Source organism: Streptomyces sp. NBC_01233 (assembly GCF_035989305.1).
Classification (GTDB): domain Bacteria; phylum Actinomycetota; class Actinomycetes; order Streptomycetales; family Streptomycetaceae; genus Streptomyces.
This window is the reverse complement of sequence record NZ_CP108514.1, coordinates 6,888,268-6,906,329: the sequence shown is the minus strand read 5'-3', so window position 1 is coordinate 6,906,329 and position 18,062 is coordinate 6,888,268. Positions and strand designations below refer to the sequence as shown.

At 72.1% G+C, this 18,062-nt stretch carries 13 protein-coding genes and 1 riboswitch; of the genes, 6 read left to right on the top strand and 7 right to left on the bottom strand.

Translation table 11 applies throughout. From position 1 onward, the window contains the following. Positions 1 to 109 precede the first annotated feature (109 nt). The 3 genes from OG332_RS32825 to OG332_RS32815 all read right to left on the bottom strand — a co-directional run bounded on the left by OG332_RS32825 (position 110) and on the right by OG332_RS32815 (position 4,037). Positions 110 to 910: a M23 family metallopeptidase gene (locus OG332_RS32825; RefSeq protein WP_327416834.1), complete on the bottom strand. Its 801-nt coding sequence runs from the start codon at positions 908 to 910 to the stop codon at positions 110 to 112. A 13-nt stretch (positions 911 to 923) separates the two neighbouring features. Further along, positions 924 to 1,082, bottom strand: a riboswitch (cyclic di-AMP (ydaO/yuaA leader). Between the two features lie 217 nt (positions 1,083 to 1,299). Next, positions 1,300 to 2,667, bottom strand: coding sequence for a M16 family metallopeptidase (locus OG332_RS32820; RefSeq protein WP_327419455.1), 1,368 nt, complete (start codon positions 2,665 to 2,667; stop codon positions 1,300 to 1,302). Between the two features lie 20 nt (positions 2,668 to 2,687). Further along, positions 2,688 to 4,037: a M16 family metallopeptidase gene (locus OG332_RS32815; RefSeq protein ID WP_327416833.1), complete on the bottom strand. Its 1,350-nt coding sequence runs from the start codon at positions 4,035 to 4,037 to the stop codon at positions 2,688 to 2,690. Positions 4,038 to 4,301: 264 nt separating this feature from the next. On the opposite strand from OG332_RS32815, the gene OG332_RS32810 reads away from it, so the two are divergent. The 3 genes from OG332_RS32810 (at position 4,302) to OG332_RS32800 (ending at position 9,728) form a co-directional block, all read left to right on the top strand. Next, on the top strand, positions 4,302 to 6,758 hold the full coding sequence (locus OG332_RS32810; RefSeq protein ID WP_327416832.1) for a DNA gyrase/topoisomerase IV subunit A: 2,457 nt from the start codon (positions 4,302 to 4,304) through the stop codon (positions 6,756 to 6,758). A 107-nt stretch (positions 6,759 to 6,865) separates the two neighbouring features. Further along, positions 6,866 to 8,953, top strand: a complete 2,088-nt coding sequence (locus OG332_RS32805) for a restriction endonuclease (RefSeq protein WP_327416831.1) — start codon at positions 6,866 to 6,868, stop codon at positions 8,951 to 8,953. Between the two features lie 10 nt (positions 8,954 to 8,963). After that, complete coding sequence (locus tag OG332_RS32800) at positions 8,964 to 9,728, top strand: alpha/beta fold hydrolase (protein ID WP_327416830.1); 765 nt, start codon at positions 8,964 to 8,966, stop codon at positions 9,726 to 9,728. 30 nt (positions 9,729 to 9,758) lie between these two features. Here OG332_RS32800 and OG332_RS32795 read toward each other — a convergent pair whose 3' ends face one another. Next, the gene (locus OG332_RS32795; protein ID WP_327416829.1) at positions 9,759 to 10,871 is read right to left on the bottom strand and encodes a CobW family GTP-binding protein; all 1,113 of its coding nucleotides are present in this window, start codon (positions 10,869 to 10,871) and stop codon (positions 9,759 to 9,761) included. A gap of 32 nt (positions 10,872 to 10,903) precedes the next feature. Further along, positions 10,904 to 12,064: a citrate synthase gene (locus OG332_RS32790; protein WP_442816247.1), complete on the bottom strand. Its 1,161-nt coding sequence runs from the start codon at positions 12,062 to 12,064 to the stop codon at positions 10,904 to 10,906. A gap of 80 nt (positions 12,065 to 12,144) precedes the next feature. Between OG332_RS32790 and OG332_RS32785 the strand changes: the two genes are divergently transcribed. The 3 genes from OG332_RS32785 to OG332_RS32775 all read left to right on the top strand — a co-directional run bounded on the left by OG332_RS32785 (position 12,145) and on the right by OG332_RS32775 (position 15,855). Beyond that, positions 12,145 to 13,380 (top strand): citrate synthase, encoded by a 1,236-nt coding sequence (locus OG332_RS32785; RefSeq protein WP_327416827.1) that lies wholly within the window; start codon positions 12,145 to 12,147, stop codon positions 13,378 to 13,380. Positions 13,381 to 13,555: 175 nt separating this feature from the next. Continuing rightward, entirely contained in the window at positions 13,556 to 15,157 is a 1,602-nt protein-coding gene (locus tag OG332_RS32780) for a sensor histidine kinase (protein ID WP_327416826.1), read from the top strand. Further along, a complete protein-coding gene (locus OG332_RS32775) occupies positions 15,154 to 15,855 on the top strand; it encodes a response regulator (RefSeq protein WP_327416825.1) in 702 nt (233 codons plus the stop codon). Before OG332_RS32780 ends, OG332_RS32775 begins: the two co-directional genes overlap by 4 nt. Positions 15,856 to 15,861: 6 nt before the next feature. Here the strand turns inward: OG332_RS32775 and OG332_RS32770 are convergent, their stop codons facing one another. Together OG332_RS32770 and OG332_RS32765 are read right to left on the bottom strand one after the other, a co-directional pair. Beyond that, entirely contained in the window at positions 15,862 to 17,454 is a 1,593-nt protein-coding gene (locus OG332_RS32770) for a solute symporter family protein (RefSeq protein WP_327416824.1), read from the bottom strand. Next, positions 17,451 to 17,936 (bottom strand): DUF485 domain-containing protein, encoded by a 486-nt coding sequence (locus OG332_RS32765; RefSeq protein ID WP_327416823.1) that lies wholly within the window; start codon positions 17,934 to 17,936, stop codon positions 17,451 to 17,453. Before OG332_RS32765 ends, OG332_RS32770 begins: the two co-directional genes overlap by 4 nt. Positions 17,937 to 18,062: the final 126 nt, after the last annotated feature.

The following is an 18,062-nucleotide window of genomic DNA, read 5'->3' as shown; positions in this document are numbered from 1 at the left end:
ACGATAATTTCCGAGAGCGGTCGGAAATCCGAAACATTTGCACAAAGACGCAACACGAAGGCCCCGACTCGGGGAGCCGGGGCCTTCGGTGAAGCGGTGCGGGGCGGAGTCAGAGGCTGACGCCGTGCGAGCGCAGGTACGCGATCGGGTCGATGTCCGAGCCGTACTGCGAGCCCGTGCGGGCCTCGAAGTGCAGGTGCGGGCCGCTGGAGTTGCCGGTGGAGCCCGACAGGCCGATCTGCTGGCCCGGGGTGACCTGCTCGCCGACGGAGACGTTCAGCGAGGTCATGTGCCCGTACTGGGTGTACGTACCGTCGTTGTGCTTGATGACGACGTTGTTGCCGTACGCGCCGCCCCAGCCGGCCTCGACGACGGTGCCGGAGCCCACCGCGTGGACCGACGTGCCGGAGGCGGCGTGGAAGTCGATGCCGGTGTGGCTGCCGGAGGACCACATGCCGCCGCCCGCGTGGTACTGCGTGCTGACGTACGAGCCGTCGACCGGGGCGACGAAGGTGTTGAGGCGCTTGCGCTCCTCCTCGCGGGCCGCACGCTCGGCGGCGTCGCGCTCGGCCTTCGCCTTGGCCTCGGCGAGGCGCTTGGACTCGGCGGCCTTCTGCTTGGCGTCCGCCTCCGCCTGCGCCTTGGCGGCGGCGTGCTCGGCGGCGCGGTGCTGGGACTCGGCCTGGTCGGCGATGTCACCCGCGAGGTCCTCGGCGACGACCACGGCACCCAGCCCGTTCTCCGGGGCGGTGCTGCTGTGGTTGTCCGCGGCGAAGGCCGGGGCGGCGAGGGAGCCGACGACACCCGTGGTGGCGATCGCGGCGATACCGGCGTAACCGGCGGTCTTCTTGCTCAGACGGCTGGAGCCACGGTGCTTACCGGTACCAGCGGGACGACTGCCAAACGCCATGAAGGGTTTGATCCTTTCCTTCCTTCTCGCCTACCGGGTTAGCTGACGGGTTCGGAGCAGGAAGGTCTCCTACGGGCCTCCTCTTGCGAGGGGGTCCGATTCACCCCAGGGACTCATGTGGGTCCCCGGCTCCCCAGGCTCGCGCCTGACGGGGACTCGGCGATCGCTGTCCGGTGCCGCGGGTGCGGCGGGCACAACTGACGGACAGCACGGACGACGCTAGGCGGATCATCAGTCAATCGCCAAACAGACGCGCCTTTTTGTTGCGTACGCCACACCGCATACAAGCAACCTAGCCACCAAACGGACAAAAGGGGCTCCGGCGGATGTGCCCGCCAGAGCCCCTGCGCGATCCGTCGGTCGACCGTCAGCCGGCCGTCACCGACAGATCAGTTGGTGACGACCGTGACGTCACCGATCCCGAGGGCGCGCACCGGCTCCTCGATCACTGCCGCGTCGCCCACCAGGACCGTGACCAGGCGGTCCGCCGGGAAGGCCTTCACGACCGCCGTGGTCGCCTCCACAGTGCCGGTTTCGGCGAGCCGCGCGTACAACTGCGCCTGGTAGTCGTCCGGCAGCTCCTGCTCGACCTGGTCGGCGAGGGTGCCGGCGACCGAGGCCGCCGTCTCGAACTTCAGCGGGGCCACGCCCACCAAGTTCTGTACGGCCACGTCGCGTTCGGCGTCGGTCAGACCGCCCTCCGCGAGGGTGCGCAGCACCTTCCAGAGGTCCTCCAGCGCCGGTCCCGTGTTCGGGGTGTCCACCGAGCCGCTGATGGCGAGCATCGAAGCGCCCTTGCCGTCGGCGGTGGAGCGCAGCACCTGGCCGAAGGCGCGTACGCCGTAGGTGTACCCCTTCTCCTCGCGCAGCACCTTGTCCAGGCGGGAGGTGAGGGTGCCGCCCAGGCAGTACGTGCCCAGCACCTGGGCCGCCCAGACCTGGTCGTGGCGGTCCGGCCCGATCCGGCCGATCAGCAGCTGCGTCTGGACCGCGCCGGGCCGGTCCACGATGACCACGCGGCCGGTGTCGTCCGCGGTCACCGGCGGCACCAGAAGGGCCGCGGCGGTGTTGCCCGTCCACGCGCCCAGGGTGTCCGCCAGCACGGCGTCCAGGTCGATGCCGGTCAGGTCGCCGACGACCACCGCGGTGGCGGTGGCGGGGCGTACGTGGGCCTCGTAGAAGGCACGTACGGCGGCGGAGTCGATCCGGGCGACGGTCTCCTCGGTGCCCTGGCGCGGCCGGGACATCCGCAGGGAGGCGGCGAACAGCTCCTTGGAGAGCTGCTTGGCGGCGCGGCGCTGGGGGTTGGCCAGCTCGTGCGGGATCTCGTCGAGCCGGTTGCGCACCAGGCGGTCCACCTCGGCGTCGGCGAAGGCGGGGGCGCGGAGCGCCTCGGCGAGCAGGCTCAGCGCCTTGGCCAGCCGGGAGGCCGGGACCTCCAGGGAGACCCGGATGCCCGGGTGGTCGGCGTGCGCGTCGAGGGTGGCGCCGCAGCGCTCCAGCTCGGCCGCGAACTCCTCGGCGGAGTGCTTGTCGGTGCCCTCCGAGAGCGCGCGCGCCATGATGGTCGCCACGCCGTCCAGGCCCTCGGGCTCGGCGTCGAGCGGGGCGGCGAGATTGATCTCGACCGCGATCACCTGCTGGCCCGGCCGGTGGCAGCGCAGCAGGGTCAGCCCGTTGGACAGCTCCCCGCGGTCGGGGGCCGGGAAGGCCCACGGCTGCGGCTCGCCGGCCTGCGGGCGCGGGTGGAAGGTCATCGTGACGGCTGCGGTGTCGCTCACTGCTCCGCCCCCTCGTTCTCGTCGGACTCGTCGTTCTCGTCGTCGTCTGCCGCGATCGGCTCGTAGACGAGCACCGCGCGGTTGTCCGGGCGCAGTCGGGCCGCGGCCACGGCCTGCACCTCCTCGGCGGTGATGTCGAGGACGCGCTGGACCGCGGTCAGCGCCAGCTGCGGGTCGCCGAACAGCACCGCGAAGCGGCACAGTTCGTCGGCGCGGCCGGCCACCGTGCTCAGCCGGTCCAGCCATTCGCGCTCCAGCTGTGCCTGGGCGCGCTCCATCTCCTCGGCCGTCGGGCCCTCGGCGGCGAACCGCGCGAGCTCCTCGTCCACGGCCGCCTCGATGGCGGGGATCTCGACGCCGCTGGAGGTCTTGACGTCCAGCCAGCCCAGCGAGGGCGCGCCGGCCAGGCGCAGCATGCCGAAGCCGGCCGCGACGGCCGTCTGGTCACGGCGTACCAGCCGGTTGTGCAGCAGCGAGGACTCGCCGCCGCCCAGGATCGTCAGCGCCACGTCGGCGGCGTCGCACCCGCGGGTGCCGTCGTGCGGCAGCCGGTAGGCGGCCATCAGCGCGCGGGCCGGGACCTCCTCGACGATCTCCTCGCGCAGCTGCTCCCCGATGACGTCGGGCAGCGAGCCGTCACGGGGCGGCTGCTTGCCGTCGTGCGCGGGGATGGTGCCGAAGTACTTCTCGACCCAGGCGAGGGTCTGCTCGGGGTCGATGTCACCGACGACCGAGAGCACCGCGTTGTTGGGCGCGTAGTACGTACGGAAGAAGGTGCGCGCGTCCTCCAGGGACGCGGCGTCCAGGTCGGCCATGGAGCCGATCGGGGTGTGGTGGTACGGGTGGCCCTCGGGGTACGCCAGGGCGGTCAGCTTCTCGAAGGCCGTGCCGTACGGGACGTTGTCGTACCGCTGGCGGCGCTCGTTCTTGACGACGTCGCGCTGGTTCTCCATGGACTCGTCGTCCAGGGCGGCCAGCAGGGACCCCATCCGGTCCGCCTCCAGCCAGAGCGCGAGCTCCAGCTGGTGGGTCGGCATCGTCTCGAAGTAGTTGGTGCGCTCGAAACTGGTGGTGCCGTTGAGGGAGCCGCCGGCCCCCTGGACCAGCTCGAAGTGCCCGTTGCCCGGGACGCTCGCCGACCCCTGGAACATCAGGTGCTCGAAGAGGTGAGCAAGGCCGGTGCGCCCCTTGACTTCGTGACGCGAGCCGACGTCGTACCAGAGGCAGACCGCGGCGACCGGGGTCAGGTGGTCCTCGGAGAGCACCACGCGCAGGCCGTTGGCCAGCCGGTGCTCGGTCGCTGTCAGGCCGCCGGAGCCGGCCTGGGCTGTGGCCGTGTGACCCATGGGCATGTGGTCCCTTCGATCGCGATGTAGAGATTTCCGTCAGACCTGCCACTGTATGCAAGCGCGTCGGCCGCCGGATAAGTTCCCGGGTCACTCCCCCGGGGTCGGAGTCGGCGTTGTCGGTGCCTCGGGCCACAATGGTCCGCGTCATACCCCGTCCGGACACCCGCCCGCCCCGGCAAGACCGGCCAGACCCAGCCAGACCCCCAGCAGACCAGCCAGACACCCAGCACACCCCATTCTTGGTTAAGGAGCCGCGCAGCGATGGCCCGCCGCAGCACGAAGACCCCGCCGCCGGAGGATTTCGAGGAGAAGATCCTCGACATCGACGTCGTCGACGAAATGCAGGGCTCCTTCCTCGAGTACGCGTACTCGGTGATCTACTCCCGCGCCCTGCCCGACGCCCGGGACGGCATGAAGCCGGTGCACCGACGCATCGTCTACCAGATGAACGAGATGGGGCTGCGCCCCGACCGCGGCTACGTGAAGTGCGCCCGTGTCGTCGGCGAGGTGATGGGCAAGCTCCACCCGCACGGCGACGCCTCGATCTACGACGCCCTCGTGCGCATGGCCCAGCCCTTCTCCATGCGGCTCCCGCTGGTCGACGGCCACGGCAACTTCGGCTCGCTCGGCAACGACGACCCGCCGGCCGCCATGCGTTACACCGAGTGCAAGATGGCCGATGCCACGTCGCTGATGACGGAGTCGATCGACGAGGACACCGTCGACTTCACCGCCAACTACGACGGCCAGGAGCGGGAGCCGGTCGCGCTGCCCGCCGCTTACCCGAACCTGCTGGTCAACGGCGCGTCCGGGATCGCGGTCGGCATGGCCACCAACATGCCCCCGCACAACCTCGGCGAGGTCATCGCGGCCGCCCGGCACCTGATCCGCCACCCGCAGGCGGACCTGGAGGCGCTGATGCGCTTCGTGCCGGGTCCCGACCTGCCCACCGGCGGCCGGATCGTGGGCCTGTCCGGGATCAAGGACGCCTACGAGAACGGCCGCGGCACCTTCAAGATCCGCGCGACGGTGGCCGTGGAGAACGTGACGGCGCGCCGCAAGGGCCTGGTCGTCACCGAACTGCCCTTCACGGTCGGCCCCGAGAAGGTCATCGCGAAGATCAAGGACCTGGTCGGCTCGAAGAAGCTCCAGGGCATCGCCGACGTCAAGGACCTCACCGACCGCTCGCACGGTCTGCGCCTGGTCATCGAGATCAAGAACGGCTTCCACCCGGAGGCCGTGCTGGAGCAGCTCTACAAGCTGACGCCGATGGAGGAGTCCTTCGGCATCAACAACGTGGCGCTGGTCGACGGACAGCCGCTGACGCTGGGCCTCAAGGAGCTGCTGGAGGTCTATCTCGACCACCGCTTCGAGGTCGTCCGGCGGCGCAGCGAGTTCCGCCGCACCAAGCGCCGGGACCGGCTGCACCTGGTCGAGGGCCTGCTGGTGGCGCTCATCGACATCGACGAGGTCATCCGGCTCATCCGGGACAGCGACAACTCCGCGCAGGCCAAGGCCCGGCTGATGGAGCGGTTCTCGCTGAGCGAGATCCAGACCCAGTACATCCTGGACACCCCGCTGCGCCGGCTCACCAGGTTCGACCGGATCGAGCTGGAGTCCGAGCGCGACCGGCTGACCGGCGAGATCGACGAGCTCACCGGGATCCTGGAGTCCGACACGGAGCTGCGCAAGCTCGTCTCCACGGAACTGGCGGCGGTCGCGAAGAAGTTCGGCACCGAGCGGCGTACGGTCCTGCTGGAGTCGGCGGGTACGGCGGTCGGCGCGGTTCCGCTCGAGGTCGCGGACGACCCGTGCCGGGTGCTGCTGTCCTCGACGGGCCTGCTGGCGCGTACCGTCACCGGCGAACCGCTGCCGGAGACGGAGGGCGGCACCCGTGCCAAGCACGACCTGGTCGTCTCTCAGGTCGCGGCGACGGCCCGGGCCGAGGTCGGCGCGGTCACCTCGTACGGACGCCTGCTGCGGCTGTCGGTGATCGACCTGCCGCAGCTCCCGGACACGCACGCCGCGCCGAACCTGGCGGGCGGCGCCCCGGTCTCGGAGTTCCTGTCCGGGCTGGAGGCGGACGAGAAGGTGATCTGCCTGACCTCGCTGGACGAGTCCTCGCAGGGCCTGGCCCTGGGCACCGAGCAGGGCGTGGTCAAGCGCGTCGTGCCGGACTACCCGGCCAACAAGGACGAGCTGGAGGTCATCACCCTCAAGGACGGTGACCGGATCGTCGGCGCGGTGGAACTGCGCACGGGCGAGGAGGACCTCGTCTTCATCACCGACGACGCCCAGCTGCTGCGCTACCCGGCGGGCCAGGTCCGGCCGCAGGGCCGTCCGGCGGGCGGTATGGCGGGCATCAAGCTCGCCGACAACGCCAAGGTGATCCACTTCTCGGCCGTCGACCCCGGACGGGACGCCGTGGTGTTCACCGTGGCGGGCTCGCACGGCACGCTGGACGACTCGGTGCTGTCCGGCAAGCTGACCCCCTTCGACCAGTACCCGCGCAAGGGCCGGGCCACCGGTGGTGTCCGCTGCCAGCGGTTCCTGAAGGGCGAGGACGTGCTGGTGCTGGCCTGGGCGGGCGGCTCCCCCGTCCGCGCGGCGGCGGCGAACGGCACTCCGGCGGAGCTGCCGGCCGTGGACCCGCGCCGGGACGGCTCGGGTACGGCGCTGCCCGCGTCCGTCGCGGCGCTGGCGGGTGCCGCGCTGTAGGAGGTACGAGGTCATTCGGGTGGTACGTCCGTGGGACGTACCACCCGAATGGCGACTAGTGTTTTCCCTCTTGGCACTGTCGGGTGGGGCGGGGAGACACAGAGCTGATGAGTCGTCGGTCGGGCGGAGTGATCGGGGACTGGGCCGAGGCCCAGCGCCGGATGCAGCAGACGCAGCTGATCCAGCAGCGCGAGACGGAACGCCGCCAGCGGGCGTACGAACGGGACGTGGCGCGGGGGCAGCGCGAACAGCAGGCCGCCTACCGCCAGCATCGCGAGGCCGAGGCTCGGCGGCGTACGGAGCACATCGAGGCGGAAGTCGCCGCACTGCAGGGCCTGCTGACCGCGGGCTGCCGGGCACCGGCGTTCCGTGCGGCCGCACTGGTCAGGTCCGAGCGGCTGGAACCCTTCGCCCCGGGGAACCTGGCGCATCCGCTGCCCATGCCGCACATCGAGCAGTTCCAGCAGCAGAACGCCGGCTGGACGTTCGGTTCGAACCGCCGGGCGCAGGCGGAACGCGAGGCGCACGCCCGCTACACCCAGGCCTGGCAGGCGGCACACGCCGCGGAGACGCAACGCCAGCAGCAGCTGGCGGCGTACCGGCAGCAGTACGACCGGTGGGCGGCGGAACAGCTCGCCGGGATCCGGGCGCACAACAGCGGGCTCACCGAGCTGGCCGGGGCACTGCGCACGGGCGACGCCGAGGCCGTGGTCGAGTACTTCTCGGCAGCCCTGTACGCCTCCACCGCCTGGCCCGAGGCGCTGCCGAGGCAGCTGGCGGCCGCGTACGACCGCCGCGCGCGCGAGCTGGTGCTGGACTGGCAGCTGCCCGGGTTCCAGGTGGTGCCGGAAGCCAAGTCGGTTCGGTACATTCCGAGTACGGACCAGGACAAGGAGACGGCCCGCCCGGTCACACAGCGGCGGGCGCTGTACCGGGACCTGCTGGCGCAGTGCGTGCTGCTGGTGGTGCGCGATCTGTACGCTGCAGACGAGTTCGCCGTGCTGGACTCGGTCGTGGTCAATGGCTTCGTGGACGACCACGACCCTGTGACGGGGCAGGAGGCGCAGCTCGTGCTCGCCACGCTGTCGGTGGCGCGGTCTGCCTTCGCAGGGCTGCGGCTTGAGCAGGTCAGCGCGGTGGACTGCCTGGTCGAGGGGTTGCGGGGGCAGCTGTCGGCGCGGCCCGACCAGCTGACCGCGGTACGCCCCGGGCGCAGGCCCGACGAGGTCGGCGGCGGGGTCGTCAGCCACGGCGGGCACGCGGGCGGCGACCAGGACGAGCCCGACCTGTTCGAGATGGACCCGATCGCCTTCGAGAACCTGGTGGCGGAGCTCTTCCGGGCGATGGGCATGGAGGCGCTGACCACCCAGCGGTCGGGCGACGGCGGGGTGGACATCGAGGCGAACGACCCGTCCCCGATCACGGGCGGGCGGATCGTGGTGCAGGTCAAGCGCTACCGGAACACGGTGTCGCCCACGGCGGTGCGGGATCTGTACGGCACGGTCCAGGACAAGGGGGCGAACAAGGGGGTGCTGGTCACCACCGCGTCCTTCGGGCCGGGTTCGTACACCTTTGCCAACGGCAAGCCGCTGGAGTTGGTTCCCGGCGACAAGCTCGTGGAGCTGCTGCACCAGTACGGGCTGCGCGGCCGGCTGGGCGGCGTCCCGGCGGGCATCCCGGCGCAGCGGGCACCCGAGCCCGCCCCTTCCCCGGACCACAACGTGCTCGGCATGTCCTGGTCCGGCCGGGTCGCGCTGGACGTGTGCGCGCTCGTCTGCACGGGCAACCGGGTGCTGAGCGAGGACCACTTCGTCTTCTTCAACAACACCCGGACCCCCGACGGTTCGGTACGGGCCCGCGCGCACGCGGCGCCCGACAAGGCCGCCCTCGAGGTCTCCTTCGACGCCCTGCCGCGCGAGGCCGACCGCCTCGTCCTCGTGGCCGCGGTCGACCCCGAGGCCGACCCGCACGCCGACCTGGCCGGCTTCACCGACGCCCGGATCCGGCTCCTCGACGCCTCCGGCGCGGAGGCCGGTCAGCTGGAGGTCTCCGACGGGCGGGCCGGCGAAACGGCGTTGGTGCTCGGCTCGTTCCGGCGCCGGTCGAACGGCGATTGGGACTTCGTGATCGGCGGCAAGGGCTACCGGGGCGGCCTGGAGGACCTGCTGCGCGAGTACGGCGTCGAGGTCGCCTAGGGTCTGCCGCATGACTCTTGATTACGATGCGGCCGGCGACGGTCCCGCGCTGGTGCTGCTGCACTCCGCGGTGTGCGACCGGAGGATGTGGGACCCGCAGTGGCCGGCCCTGGCCGATGCCGGATACCGGGTGGTGCGTTGCGACTTCCGGGGCTTCGGCCAGAGCCCCCTGCCGGACCGGCGCCACAACGACGCAGAGGACGTACTGGACCTGCTGGACACCCTCGGCATCGAGCAGGCGGCCCTGATCGCCTCCTCGTACGGCGGACGAGTTGCCGTGGAGATCGCCGCACGCCGTCCGGACCGGGTCTCTGCCATGGCACTGTTGTGTTCCGGGCTGCCCGGACATGAACCCAGCGATGAGCTGCGCGCGTTCGGCGAGCGGGAGGACGCGCTGATCGAGGCGGGTGACATCGCGGGGGCCGTGGAACTGAACGTGGACACCTTCCTGGGGCCGGACGCCGGGGAGACGGTCCGGGACGAGGTGCGCGAGATGCAGAGGCGTGCCTTCGAGGTGCAACTGGCCGCCCCCGAGGGGGCCGGGCGGAAGAACGTGGACATCGACCTGTCAGCGGTCAAGGCGCCCGGTCTCGCGCTTTCGGGCGGCCTCGACCTGGCGGACTTCCGGGAGATCGCGGCCCGGCTGCCGGGGCTGCTCGCCGACACCCGGCACGTCGAACTGCCCTGGGCGGGCCATCTCCCCAGCCTGGAGCGGCCCGCCGCCGTGACGCACCTGCTGATCGACTTCCTGCATGAGACGGTTCCCGCCGGCTGAGCCGGATCACCCGGCCTCCGGTTCAGCGCATCAGACGACCTCGGCCCCGGCCCCGAGTCCGGACTCCGGCTCTGCTTCGGCTCCGGCTTCGGGATGGGCCGCGGGCCGGTGCTCGGCGACGTACCGCAGCACGCCCCACATGCTCTCGGGGGATGCGTCCTGCGGGGCCGCCTCGCGGCAGGCCTCCAACTCCCGCACCAGCGCCTCGCCGTCGGTGCCGGAGCCGATCAGGACGAGCTGCGTCAGGCGCGCTTCTCCCCGCCCCCAGGGCTGCGGGGCGAAGCGGAGGAACCGGCCGACCGCGTGGACCTCGTACTTCTCCTCGTGACCGGGGACCCCGAACCACACGAAGCCCTTGATCCGGTAGAGCCCGGCGGGCCGCCGGTCGAGGAAATCGATGAACCGGCGCGGGGAGAGGGCCTGGTCGGAGGCGAACTCCGTGCTCTCGTAGGCGGCGTGCGCGTGGGTGCAGTGGTCGTGGCCGTCGGCCTTCGCGAGGAGGTCCTCGAAGGAGAGCTGGCCCCGGGTCTCGGTCCAGGGGCGCCGGTCGAAGAGCAGTTCGGGGTCGATCCGCCCGTGGTCGGCGCCCACGACCGGGGTGCCGGGCGCGCAGAGCCCGGCGAGTTCCGTCTCGATCCGGGCCCGTTCGCCGGGGTCGACCCGGTCGGTCTTGTTGAGCACCACCAGGTCCGCGACGGCGAGGTGGCGGTCGGTCTCCGGGTGCACGGCCCGTGTCGCGTCGAATTCGGCCGCGTCCACGACCTGCACCAGCCCGCCGTAGCGGATGGCGGGGTTCTCGCTGGCCATGAGCATCCGGATCATCTCCTGGGGCTCGGCCAGCCCGCTCGCCTCGATGACGATCACGTCGATGCGGTGTACGGGGGCCGAGAGCTTCTCCAGGTACGCGTCCAGCTCGCTGCCGTCGACGGCGCAGCAGAGGCAGCCGCCGCCGAGGGAGACCATCGAGTCCCCGACCTGGCCGGCCACCGACATCGCGTCGATCTCGATCGATCCGAAGTCGTTCACGACGACCCCGATCCGGGTGCCTCCGCGACCGGCGAGAAGGTGGTTCAGCACGGTGGTCTTGCCGGATCCGAGGAAACCGGCGAGGACGACGACGGGGAGGGGCTGCCTGCTGTTCACCCGGCCGATCGTAGCCAGCCTCCGCCGGTCGATCAGTCGATCACCGGCACCGGCTGGGGCGGGGTGGGGCCGCTGTACCGGGCTGCAGGGCGGATGATCTTCGAATCGGCGGCCTGTTCGAGGACGTTCGCACTCCAGCCGACCACACGGGCCGCGCAGAAGGTCGGGGTGAACATCTCGCGCGGCAGCCCGCACAGCTCCATGACCACGCCCGCGTAGAACTCCACGTTGGTGTGCAGCTCCCGGCCCGGCTTGAGCTCGGCGAGGATCTCCTCGACCTGGCGCTCGACCTCGACGGCGAAGTCCACGAGGGGCCCGCCGAACTGGAGGGCGATCTCGCGCAGCATGCGTGAGCGGGGGTCCTCGGTGCGGTAGACGGGGTGGCCGAAGCCCATGATCCGGTCGCCCGCCAGGACCCGTTCGCGGATCCACGGCCCGATCCGGTCCACGGTGCCGATGGCGTCGAGGGTGTCCAGGGCGCGACTGGGGGCGCCGCCGTGCAGCGGTCCGGAGAGCGCGCCGATCGCGCCGGTCAGGCAGGCGGCCACGTCGGCGCCGGTGGAGGCGATCACGCGGGCGGTGAAGGTCGAGGCGTTGAAGCCGTGGTCGACGGTGGATATCAGGTACCGCTCGACCGCGCGGGTCTCGGTCGGGCCGGGCTCCCGGCCGGTCAGCATGTAGAGGTAGTTGGCGGCGTACGGGAGGTCGTCGCGCGGCTCGACGGGCTCCAGGCCCTGGCCCAACCGGTACAGGGCGGTGAGCAGGGTCGGTACGGCGGCGCACGCGGCCAGCGCGTCGGCGGCCCGGCGGGTGGGGTCGAGGTCGTACACCGGGCGGAAGCCGGCGGAGGCTCCGAGCAGCGAGAGTGCGGTGCGCAGCCCGGCGAGCGGGCCGGAGAGCCGGGTGGCCCGGGCCAGGCCCGGCAGCGCGTCCCGGACCTCCTCGGGCAGGTGGCGCAGCGGGGCGGTCTCGGCGGCGAACGCGGCCCGCTCGGCGGCGTCGGCGGGCAGTGTGCCGCGGAACATCAGGTGCCAGACGTCCTCGAAGCTGCGGCGGGCGGCGAGTTCGACGGCCGAGTACTGGCGGTAGTGGTAGAAGCCCTCACGGCCTCGGACATCGCCCAGCCCGGTTTCGGTGACCACGACCCCCGCGAGGCCGCGCGGTCCTTCGATGGTGCTGTCGGTGGTGTTCATGGATCGACCATCCATGATGGATTGAATCCTTGTCAACGTTGATTGGGTCAACATGCAAATCCATCTGTAGGGTGTCCGTCATGAGCGACCAGACGGACGGCGGGCGCAGGCTGAGCACACAGGAGGCGGCGGGGGTACTCGGCGTGAAACCGGCGACGGTGTACGCGTACGTCAGCCGGGGCCAGCTCACCAGCCGCCGCGATCCGGCCGGGCGGGGCAGCACCTTCGACGCGGCCGAGGTGGAGGCGCTGGCCCGGCGGAGCCGGCGCGAGGCGGCGGCGCCCGCCGGAGAACTTTCCGTCCGCACGGCGCTCACCCTCATCGAGCCCGACCGGTACTACTTCCGGGGCGTGGACGCCGTGGCGCTGGCCTCGGAGCACCGCTATGAGGAGGTCGCCGAGTGGCTCTGGACGGGGCACGTCGTGCACGGGGCACGGTTCACCGCTCCCCCGGAAGCCCTGGCCGCGGCCCGGCGGGCGGTGGCCGCACTGCCGGCCCACGGAGGCCCCATCGACCGGCTGCGGGTGGCGGTGGCCGCCGCCGCCGTGGCGGACCCGCTGCGCTTCGACCTGTCCGAGGAGGCGGTCCTCGGCTCCGCTCGCAGTCTGATTCCCACACTGGTGGGCGCACTCCCCCCGGCGGGCCCGGCCCAGTGGGCCGGTGACGGCCGGATCGCCCGGCAGTTGTGGTCGCGGCTGACGGCCCGGGAGCCGGACCCGGACGCCTTGGCCGTGCTGGACCTGGCGCTGGCGCTGCTGGTCGACCACGACCTGGCCGCCTCGACCCTGGCCGTACGGGTGGCCGCCTCGGCGCGGGCCCATCCGTACGCGGCGGTGTCCGCGGGGCTCGGCGCGCTCGAAGGACCCCTGCACGGCGCGGCCGGACGCCTCGCGCACCGGATGCTCGTGGAGGTGCTGGAACAGGGCGGGGCCGCGCCGGTGGTGGCGGAGTACCTTCGGGCCGGGCGCCGGGTCCCGGGGCTCGGACACCGCCTGTACCGGGGGGAGGACCCGCGTGCGCGGGCGCTGTTCGCCCGGCTGGAGGGGCTGGAACAGGCCGCTCCCGCCCTGGGTGCGGCGCGCGAGGTGGCCGCGGTGATGGCCAGGCAGGGCGGGCTGCACGCCAATGTGGACCTGGCACTGGCGGTGCTGACCGTGTCGTGCGGGATGGCCGCGGAGGCCGGGGAGACGGTCTTCGCCGTGGCCCGTACGGCGGGCTGGATGGCACACGCCCTGGAGGAGTACCAGGAGCGGCCGCTGCGGATGCGGCCGAGCGGGCAGTACCACGGCCCCCGCCCGCCCCAGCCGATGCCGTAACGGCCCCGCCCTCCGTCCGTACGACCTCCGCTTCACCGCCTTCACCGCCTTCACCCGCAGTGAAGTGCGCAACACGGCCCGAACGTGACAGAAGTGGCGAAGCCGACAAGCTCGCCGCAGACGTTCCGCTCGTGCCGGGGCCGACCTACCGTTGCTGCCCATGCGGTTCCCCCTCATGAGCGCTCGGCGCCTCGGGCTGCCCAGACGGGCCGTCTCCCAGATCCTGCTGACCCAGCTGGCCATCGCCGCCGGGGTCGCCGTCCTGGCGACCGGACTCTTCCTGGCACCCCTGAGCGCGCAGCTCGACGACCAGGCGATGCGGCGCGCCCTCGCGATCGCGCAGAGCGCCGCGGCCGACCCCTCGCTGGCCGCCGACCTCCTGGACTCCGGGGCCTCGCCCGACAGCCCCGTACAGTCCTCGGCCGAGCGGATCCGCCGGGCGACCGGGGCCGAGTACGTGGTCGTCCTGGACCTGGACGGCATCCGCCGCTCGCACCCGAGCCCCGACCGGATCGGGCTGCCGGTCTCCACCGACCCGAGCGCCGCGCTGGCGGGCCGCGATGTCATGGAGATCGACGAGGGCACCCTGGGCCGCTCCGCCCGCGGCAAGGTCCCGCTCGTCGCGGCAGATGGCGAGATCGTCGGCGCCGTCTCGGTGGGCATCGCCTACGACAGCGTCCGTGACCGGCTGATCGGCGCCGTACCCGGCCTGCTCGCCTACGCGGGCGGCGCGCTGGCCGCGGGCGCCCTGGCCGCCTATCTGCTCTCCCGCCGGATCCAGCGCCAGACCCGGGACCTGGCCTTCTCCGACATCTCCGGCCTGCTCGCCGAGCGCGAGGCGATGCTGCACTCCATCCGAGAAGGAGTCATCGCCCTCGACCGCCGCGGCCGGGTCCGGCTCGTGAACGACGAGGCCGCCCGGCTGTTGGGCCTCGCCCCGGACTCCACCGGCACCCTGGCGGGACGCCCGCTGGACGACGTACTCGGCGCCGGCCGCACCGCCGACGTGCTGTCGGGCCGCGTCACCGGCCGGGACCTGCTCACCGTCCAGGGCCCGCGGGTCCTGGTCGCCAACCGCATGCCCACCGAGGACGGCGGCGCCGTCGCCACCCTGCGCGACCGTACCGAGCTGGAACGCCTCGGCCGCGAACTCGACTCCACCCGGGGCCTCATCGACGCCCTGCGCGCCCAGGACCACGAGCACGCCAACCGCCTCCACACCCTCCTCGGCCTGCTGGAACTGGGCCTGCACGAGGAGGCGGTGGAGTTCGTCACCGAGGTCGCCGACGTGCACCGCACGACCTCCGAACAGGTCACCGAGAAGGTCCACGACCCGCTGCTGGCCGCCCTTCTCGTGGGCAAGGCGACCGTCGCGGCGGAACGCGGCGTCCCCCTGCGGCTGGCCGAGGCCACCCTCCTCCCCGACCGCCTGGTGGACCCGGGCGGCCTCGTCACGATCGTGGGCAACCTGGTGGACAACGCCCTGGACGCCGCCGCCGGTTCGACGGCGCCCCTGGTCGAGGTGGAGCTGCGCGCGGAGGGCCGTACCGCCGTGCTGCGGGTGCGCGACAGCGGTCCCGGAGTGCCCGCCGCGCGCCGCGAGGAGATCTTCACCGAGGGCTGGTCGACCAAGCAGCCCAGCGCCCACCGCGAGCGCGGGCTGGGCCTCGCCCTCGTACGCCGCCTCGCGGAGCGGCAGGGCGGCAGTGCCCGGGCCGGTGAAGCAGCGGACGGAGGGGCGGAATTCTCCGTCGTGCTCCCGGAGGCCCTGCGATGAACGAGACCCCGATCCACGTATTGGTCGTCGACGACGACATGCGTGTTGCCCGGATCAACGCGGCGTACGTGGCGAAGGTTCCCGGTTTCCGCGTCACGGCGCAGGCCCATTCGGCGGCCGAGGCACTGGAGTTCCTCACCTCGCAGGTGGTGGACCTGGTCCTCCTGGACCACTACCTCCCCGACGAGAACGGCCTGGACCTGGTCCGGCGCCTGCGCCAGCTCGGCCACCAGACCGATGTGATCATGGTCACGGCCGCCCGCGATCTCGCCACCGTGCAGGCCGCGATGCGTCTCGGGGCCCTCCAGTACCTGGTCAAACCCTTCACCTTCGCCGGACTGCGCACCCGACTGGAGGCGTACGGGGCCCTGCGCCGCACCCTGGAGACGGGCGGCGAGGCCGAACAGGCCGAGGTGGACCGGATCTTCGGCGCCCTCGCCGCCGCGGGACCCGCGAACGAGCTCCCCAAGGGTCACTCGCCCACCACGGCGGAACTGGTCCGCCAGGTCCTGCGCTCCGCGGAGGGCCCCTTGTCCACCCAGCAGATAGCCGACCGCGCGGGCATCAGCCGCCAGACCGCCCAGCGCTACGTGAAGCTGCTCGAACGCACCGCCCGCGTGACCCTGGCCCTGCGCTACGGCGAGACCGGCCGACCGGAGCACCGCTACACCTGGCTGCCGTCGGAGGGGCCGGCCTGACGGCGCTCAGACCGCTCCGGCGCCGGTGAGGGAGCGGACCTCCGTCTGAGCGTGCTTCGCCTCGTCCGGCTCCTCGCCCGAGGTGACCGTGCCCAGCCAGCCCGCCAGGAACCCCAGCGGGATCGAGACGATGCCCGGGTTCTGCAGCGGGAAGTACTGGAAGTCGACACCCGGGAAGAGGGACTCCGCACTGCCCGACACCACCGGCGAGACCAGTACCAGCAGCACCGCCGGAACCAGGCCCCCGTACACCGACCAGACGGCTCCCCGCGTGGTGAAGCCGCGCCAGAAGAGCGAGTACAGCAGCACCGGAAGGTTCGCCGAGGCCGCCACCGCGAAGGCCAGTCCCACCAGGAACGCCACATTGAGGTCCTGGGCGAGCAGCCCGAGCGCGATCGCCACCGCCCCGATGCCGACGGCCGCGACCCGGGCCACCGCGACCTCGCTGCGCTGCTTGGCCCGGCGCCGCTTGAGGGATGCGTACAGGTCGTGCGCGACGGAGGCCGAAGAGGCCAGGGTGATGCCGGCCACCACGGCCAGGATGGTGGCGAAGGCGATGGCGGCCACGAAGGCGAACAGCACCGCGCCTCCGGTGGATCCCGCGCCCCCGCCGAGGAAGGCCGCGAGCAGCGGAACGGCCGTGTTCCCGGAGGCGTTGGAAGCCCGCACCTCGTCCGGGCCCACCAGCGCCGCCGCCCCGAAACCGAGCACGATGGTCATCAGGTAGAAGCCGCCGATCAGCGCGATCGCCCACACCACCGACCGGCGCGCCGCACGCGCCGTGGGCACCGTGTAGAAGCGCGACAAGATGTGCGGCAGCCCGGCGGTCCCGAGGACCAGCGCGAGGCCGAGGCTCATGAAGTCGACGCGCGAGGTCCAGTCGCCACCGTACTTGAGGCCGGGGCCGAGGAACTTGGACCCGTGCCCGCTGCGGTCGGCGGCGCTGGTGAGCAGCTGGTCGAAGTTCCCGTGGAAGCGCAGCAGCACGAGCACGGTCAGGGTGACCGCCCCGCCCATCAGCAGGACGGCCTTGACGATCTGGATCCAGGTGGTGGCCCGCATCCCGCCGAAGGACACGTAGACCACCATCAGTGCGCCCACCCCGATCACGGTCAGGGTCCGGGCCGCTGCGCTCGAACTGCCGAGCAGCAGGCCCACCAGGCTGCCCGCGCCGACCATCTGCGCGACGAGGTAGAGCACGGAGACGACGACCGAGGAGGTGCCGGCCGCGATCCGCACCGGACGCTCGCTCATCCGCGCGGCGACCACGTCGGCGAGGGTGAAGCGCCCGCAGTTGCGGACCAGTTCGGCGACCAGGAACAGGACCACCAGCCAGGCGACGAGGAATCCCACGGAGTAGAGCATGCCGTCGTAGCCGAAGAGGGCGATCAGACCGGAGATGCCGAGGAAGGAGGCGGCGGACATGTAGTCGCCGGCGATGGCGAAACCGTTCTCCATCGGGGAGAACAACCGCCCGCCCGCGTAGAACTCCTCGGCCGACCCGTGCCGGTTCCGGCTGACCCAGGTGGTGATGCCCAGGGTCACCGCGATGAAGACGCTGAACAGGATCAGCGCGAGGGTCTGGTGCTCGGTGGTCACCGGCCGGCCCCCCTCGCCCGGGTCCGCTCCTGGTCGCGTTCCTGCTCGAAGACGGTCCAGCGCAGATCGAGGGCGGCCCGGTCCCGGCGCAGCCGCGCGTGCCGGGCGTAGGCCCAGGTCAGCAGGAAGGTGGTGAGGAACTGGCCGAGCCCCGCCAGCATGGCCACGTTGACCGCGCCCACCACGGGCCGGGCCATCACACCGGGTGCGGCGGTGGCGGCGACCACGTAGGCGACGTACCAGAGGAAGAAGCCGGCGGTCGCGGGGACGACGAACCTGCGGTAGCGGCTGCGGACCTCCTGGAAGGCGGCGCTGCGCTGCACTTCGAGGTAGATGTCGGATGCGCCGGGCGCGGGGCTGCCGCCCGGGGCCGGGCGCGGTGGGGACGTTTCCTCGCCCTCGCCCCAGCCGACGGCCAGCGCGTCGTACCAGGGGTCGTCCAGCCGGATCGTTCCGGCATCACGACCTTCGTGCTTGTCCACCGAACTCTCCTTGTCCGCCGCCGCATTGGCCGCGTGCCCACAAGGATGTGCTCAATAGTCGCTTTCCGGACTGGTGTACCGGCGCTCTTCACTCCAACAGGTGATGGAGGGAAGAGCGCCGGTGTG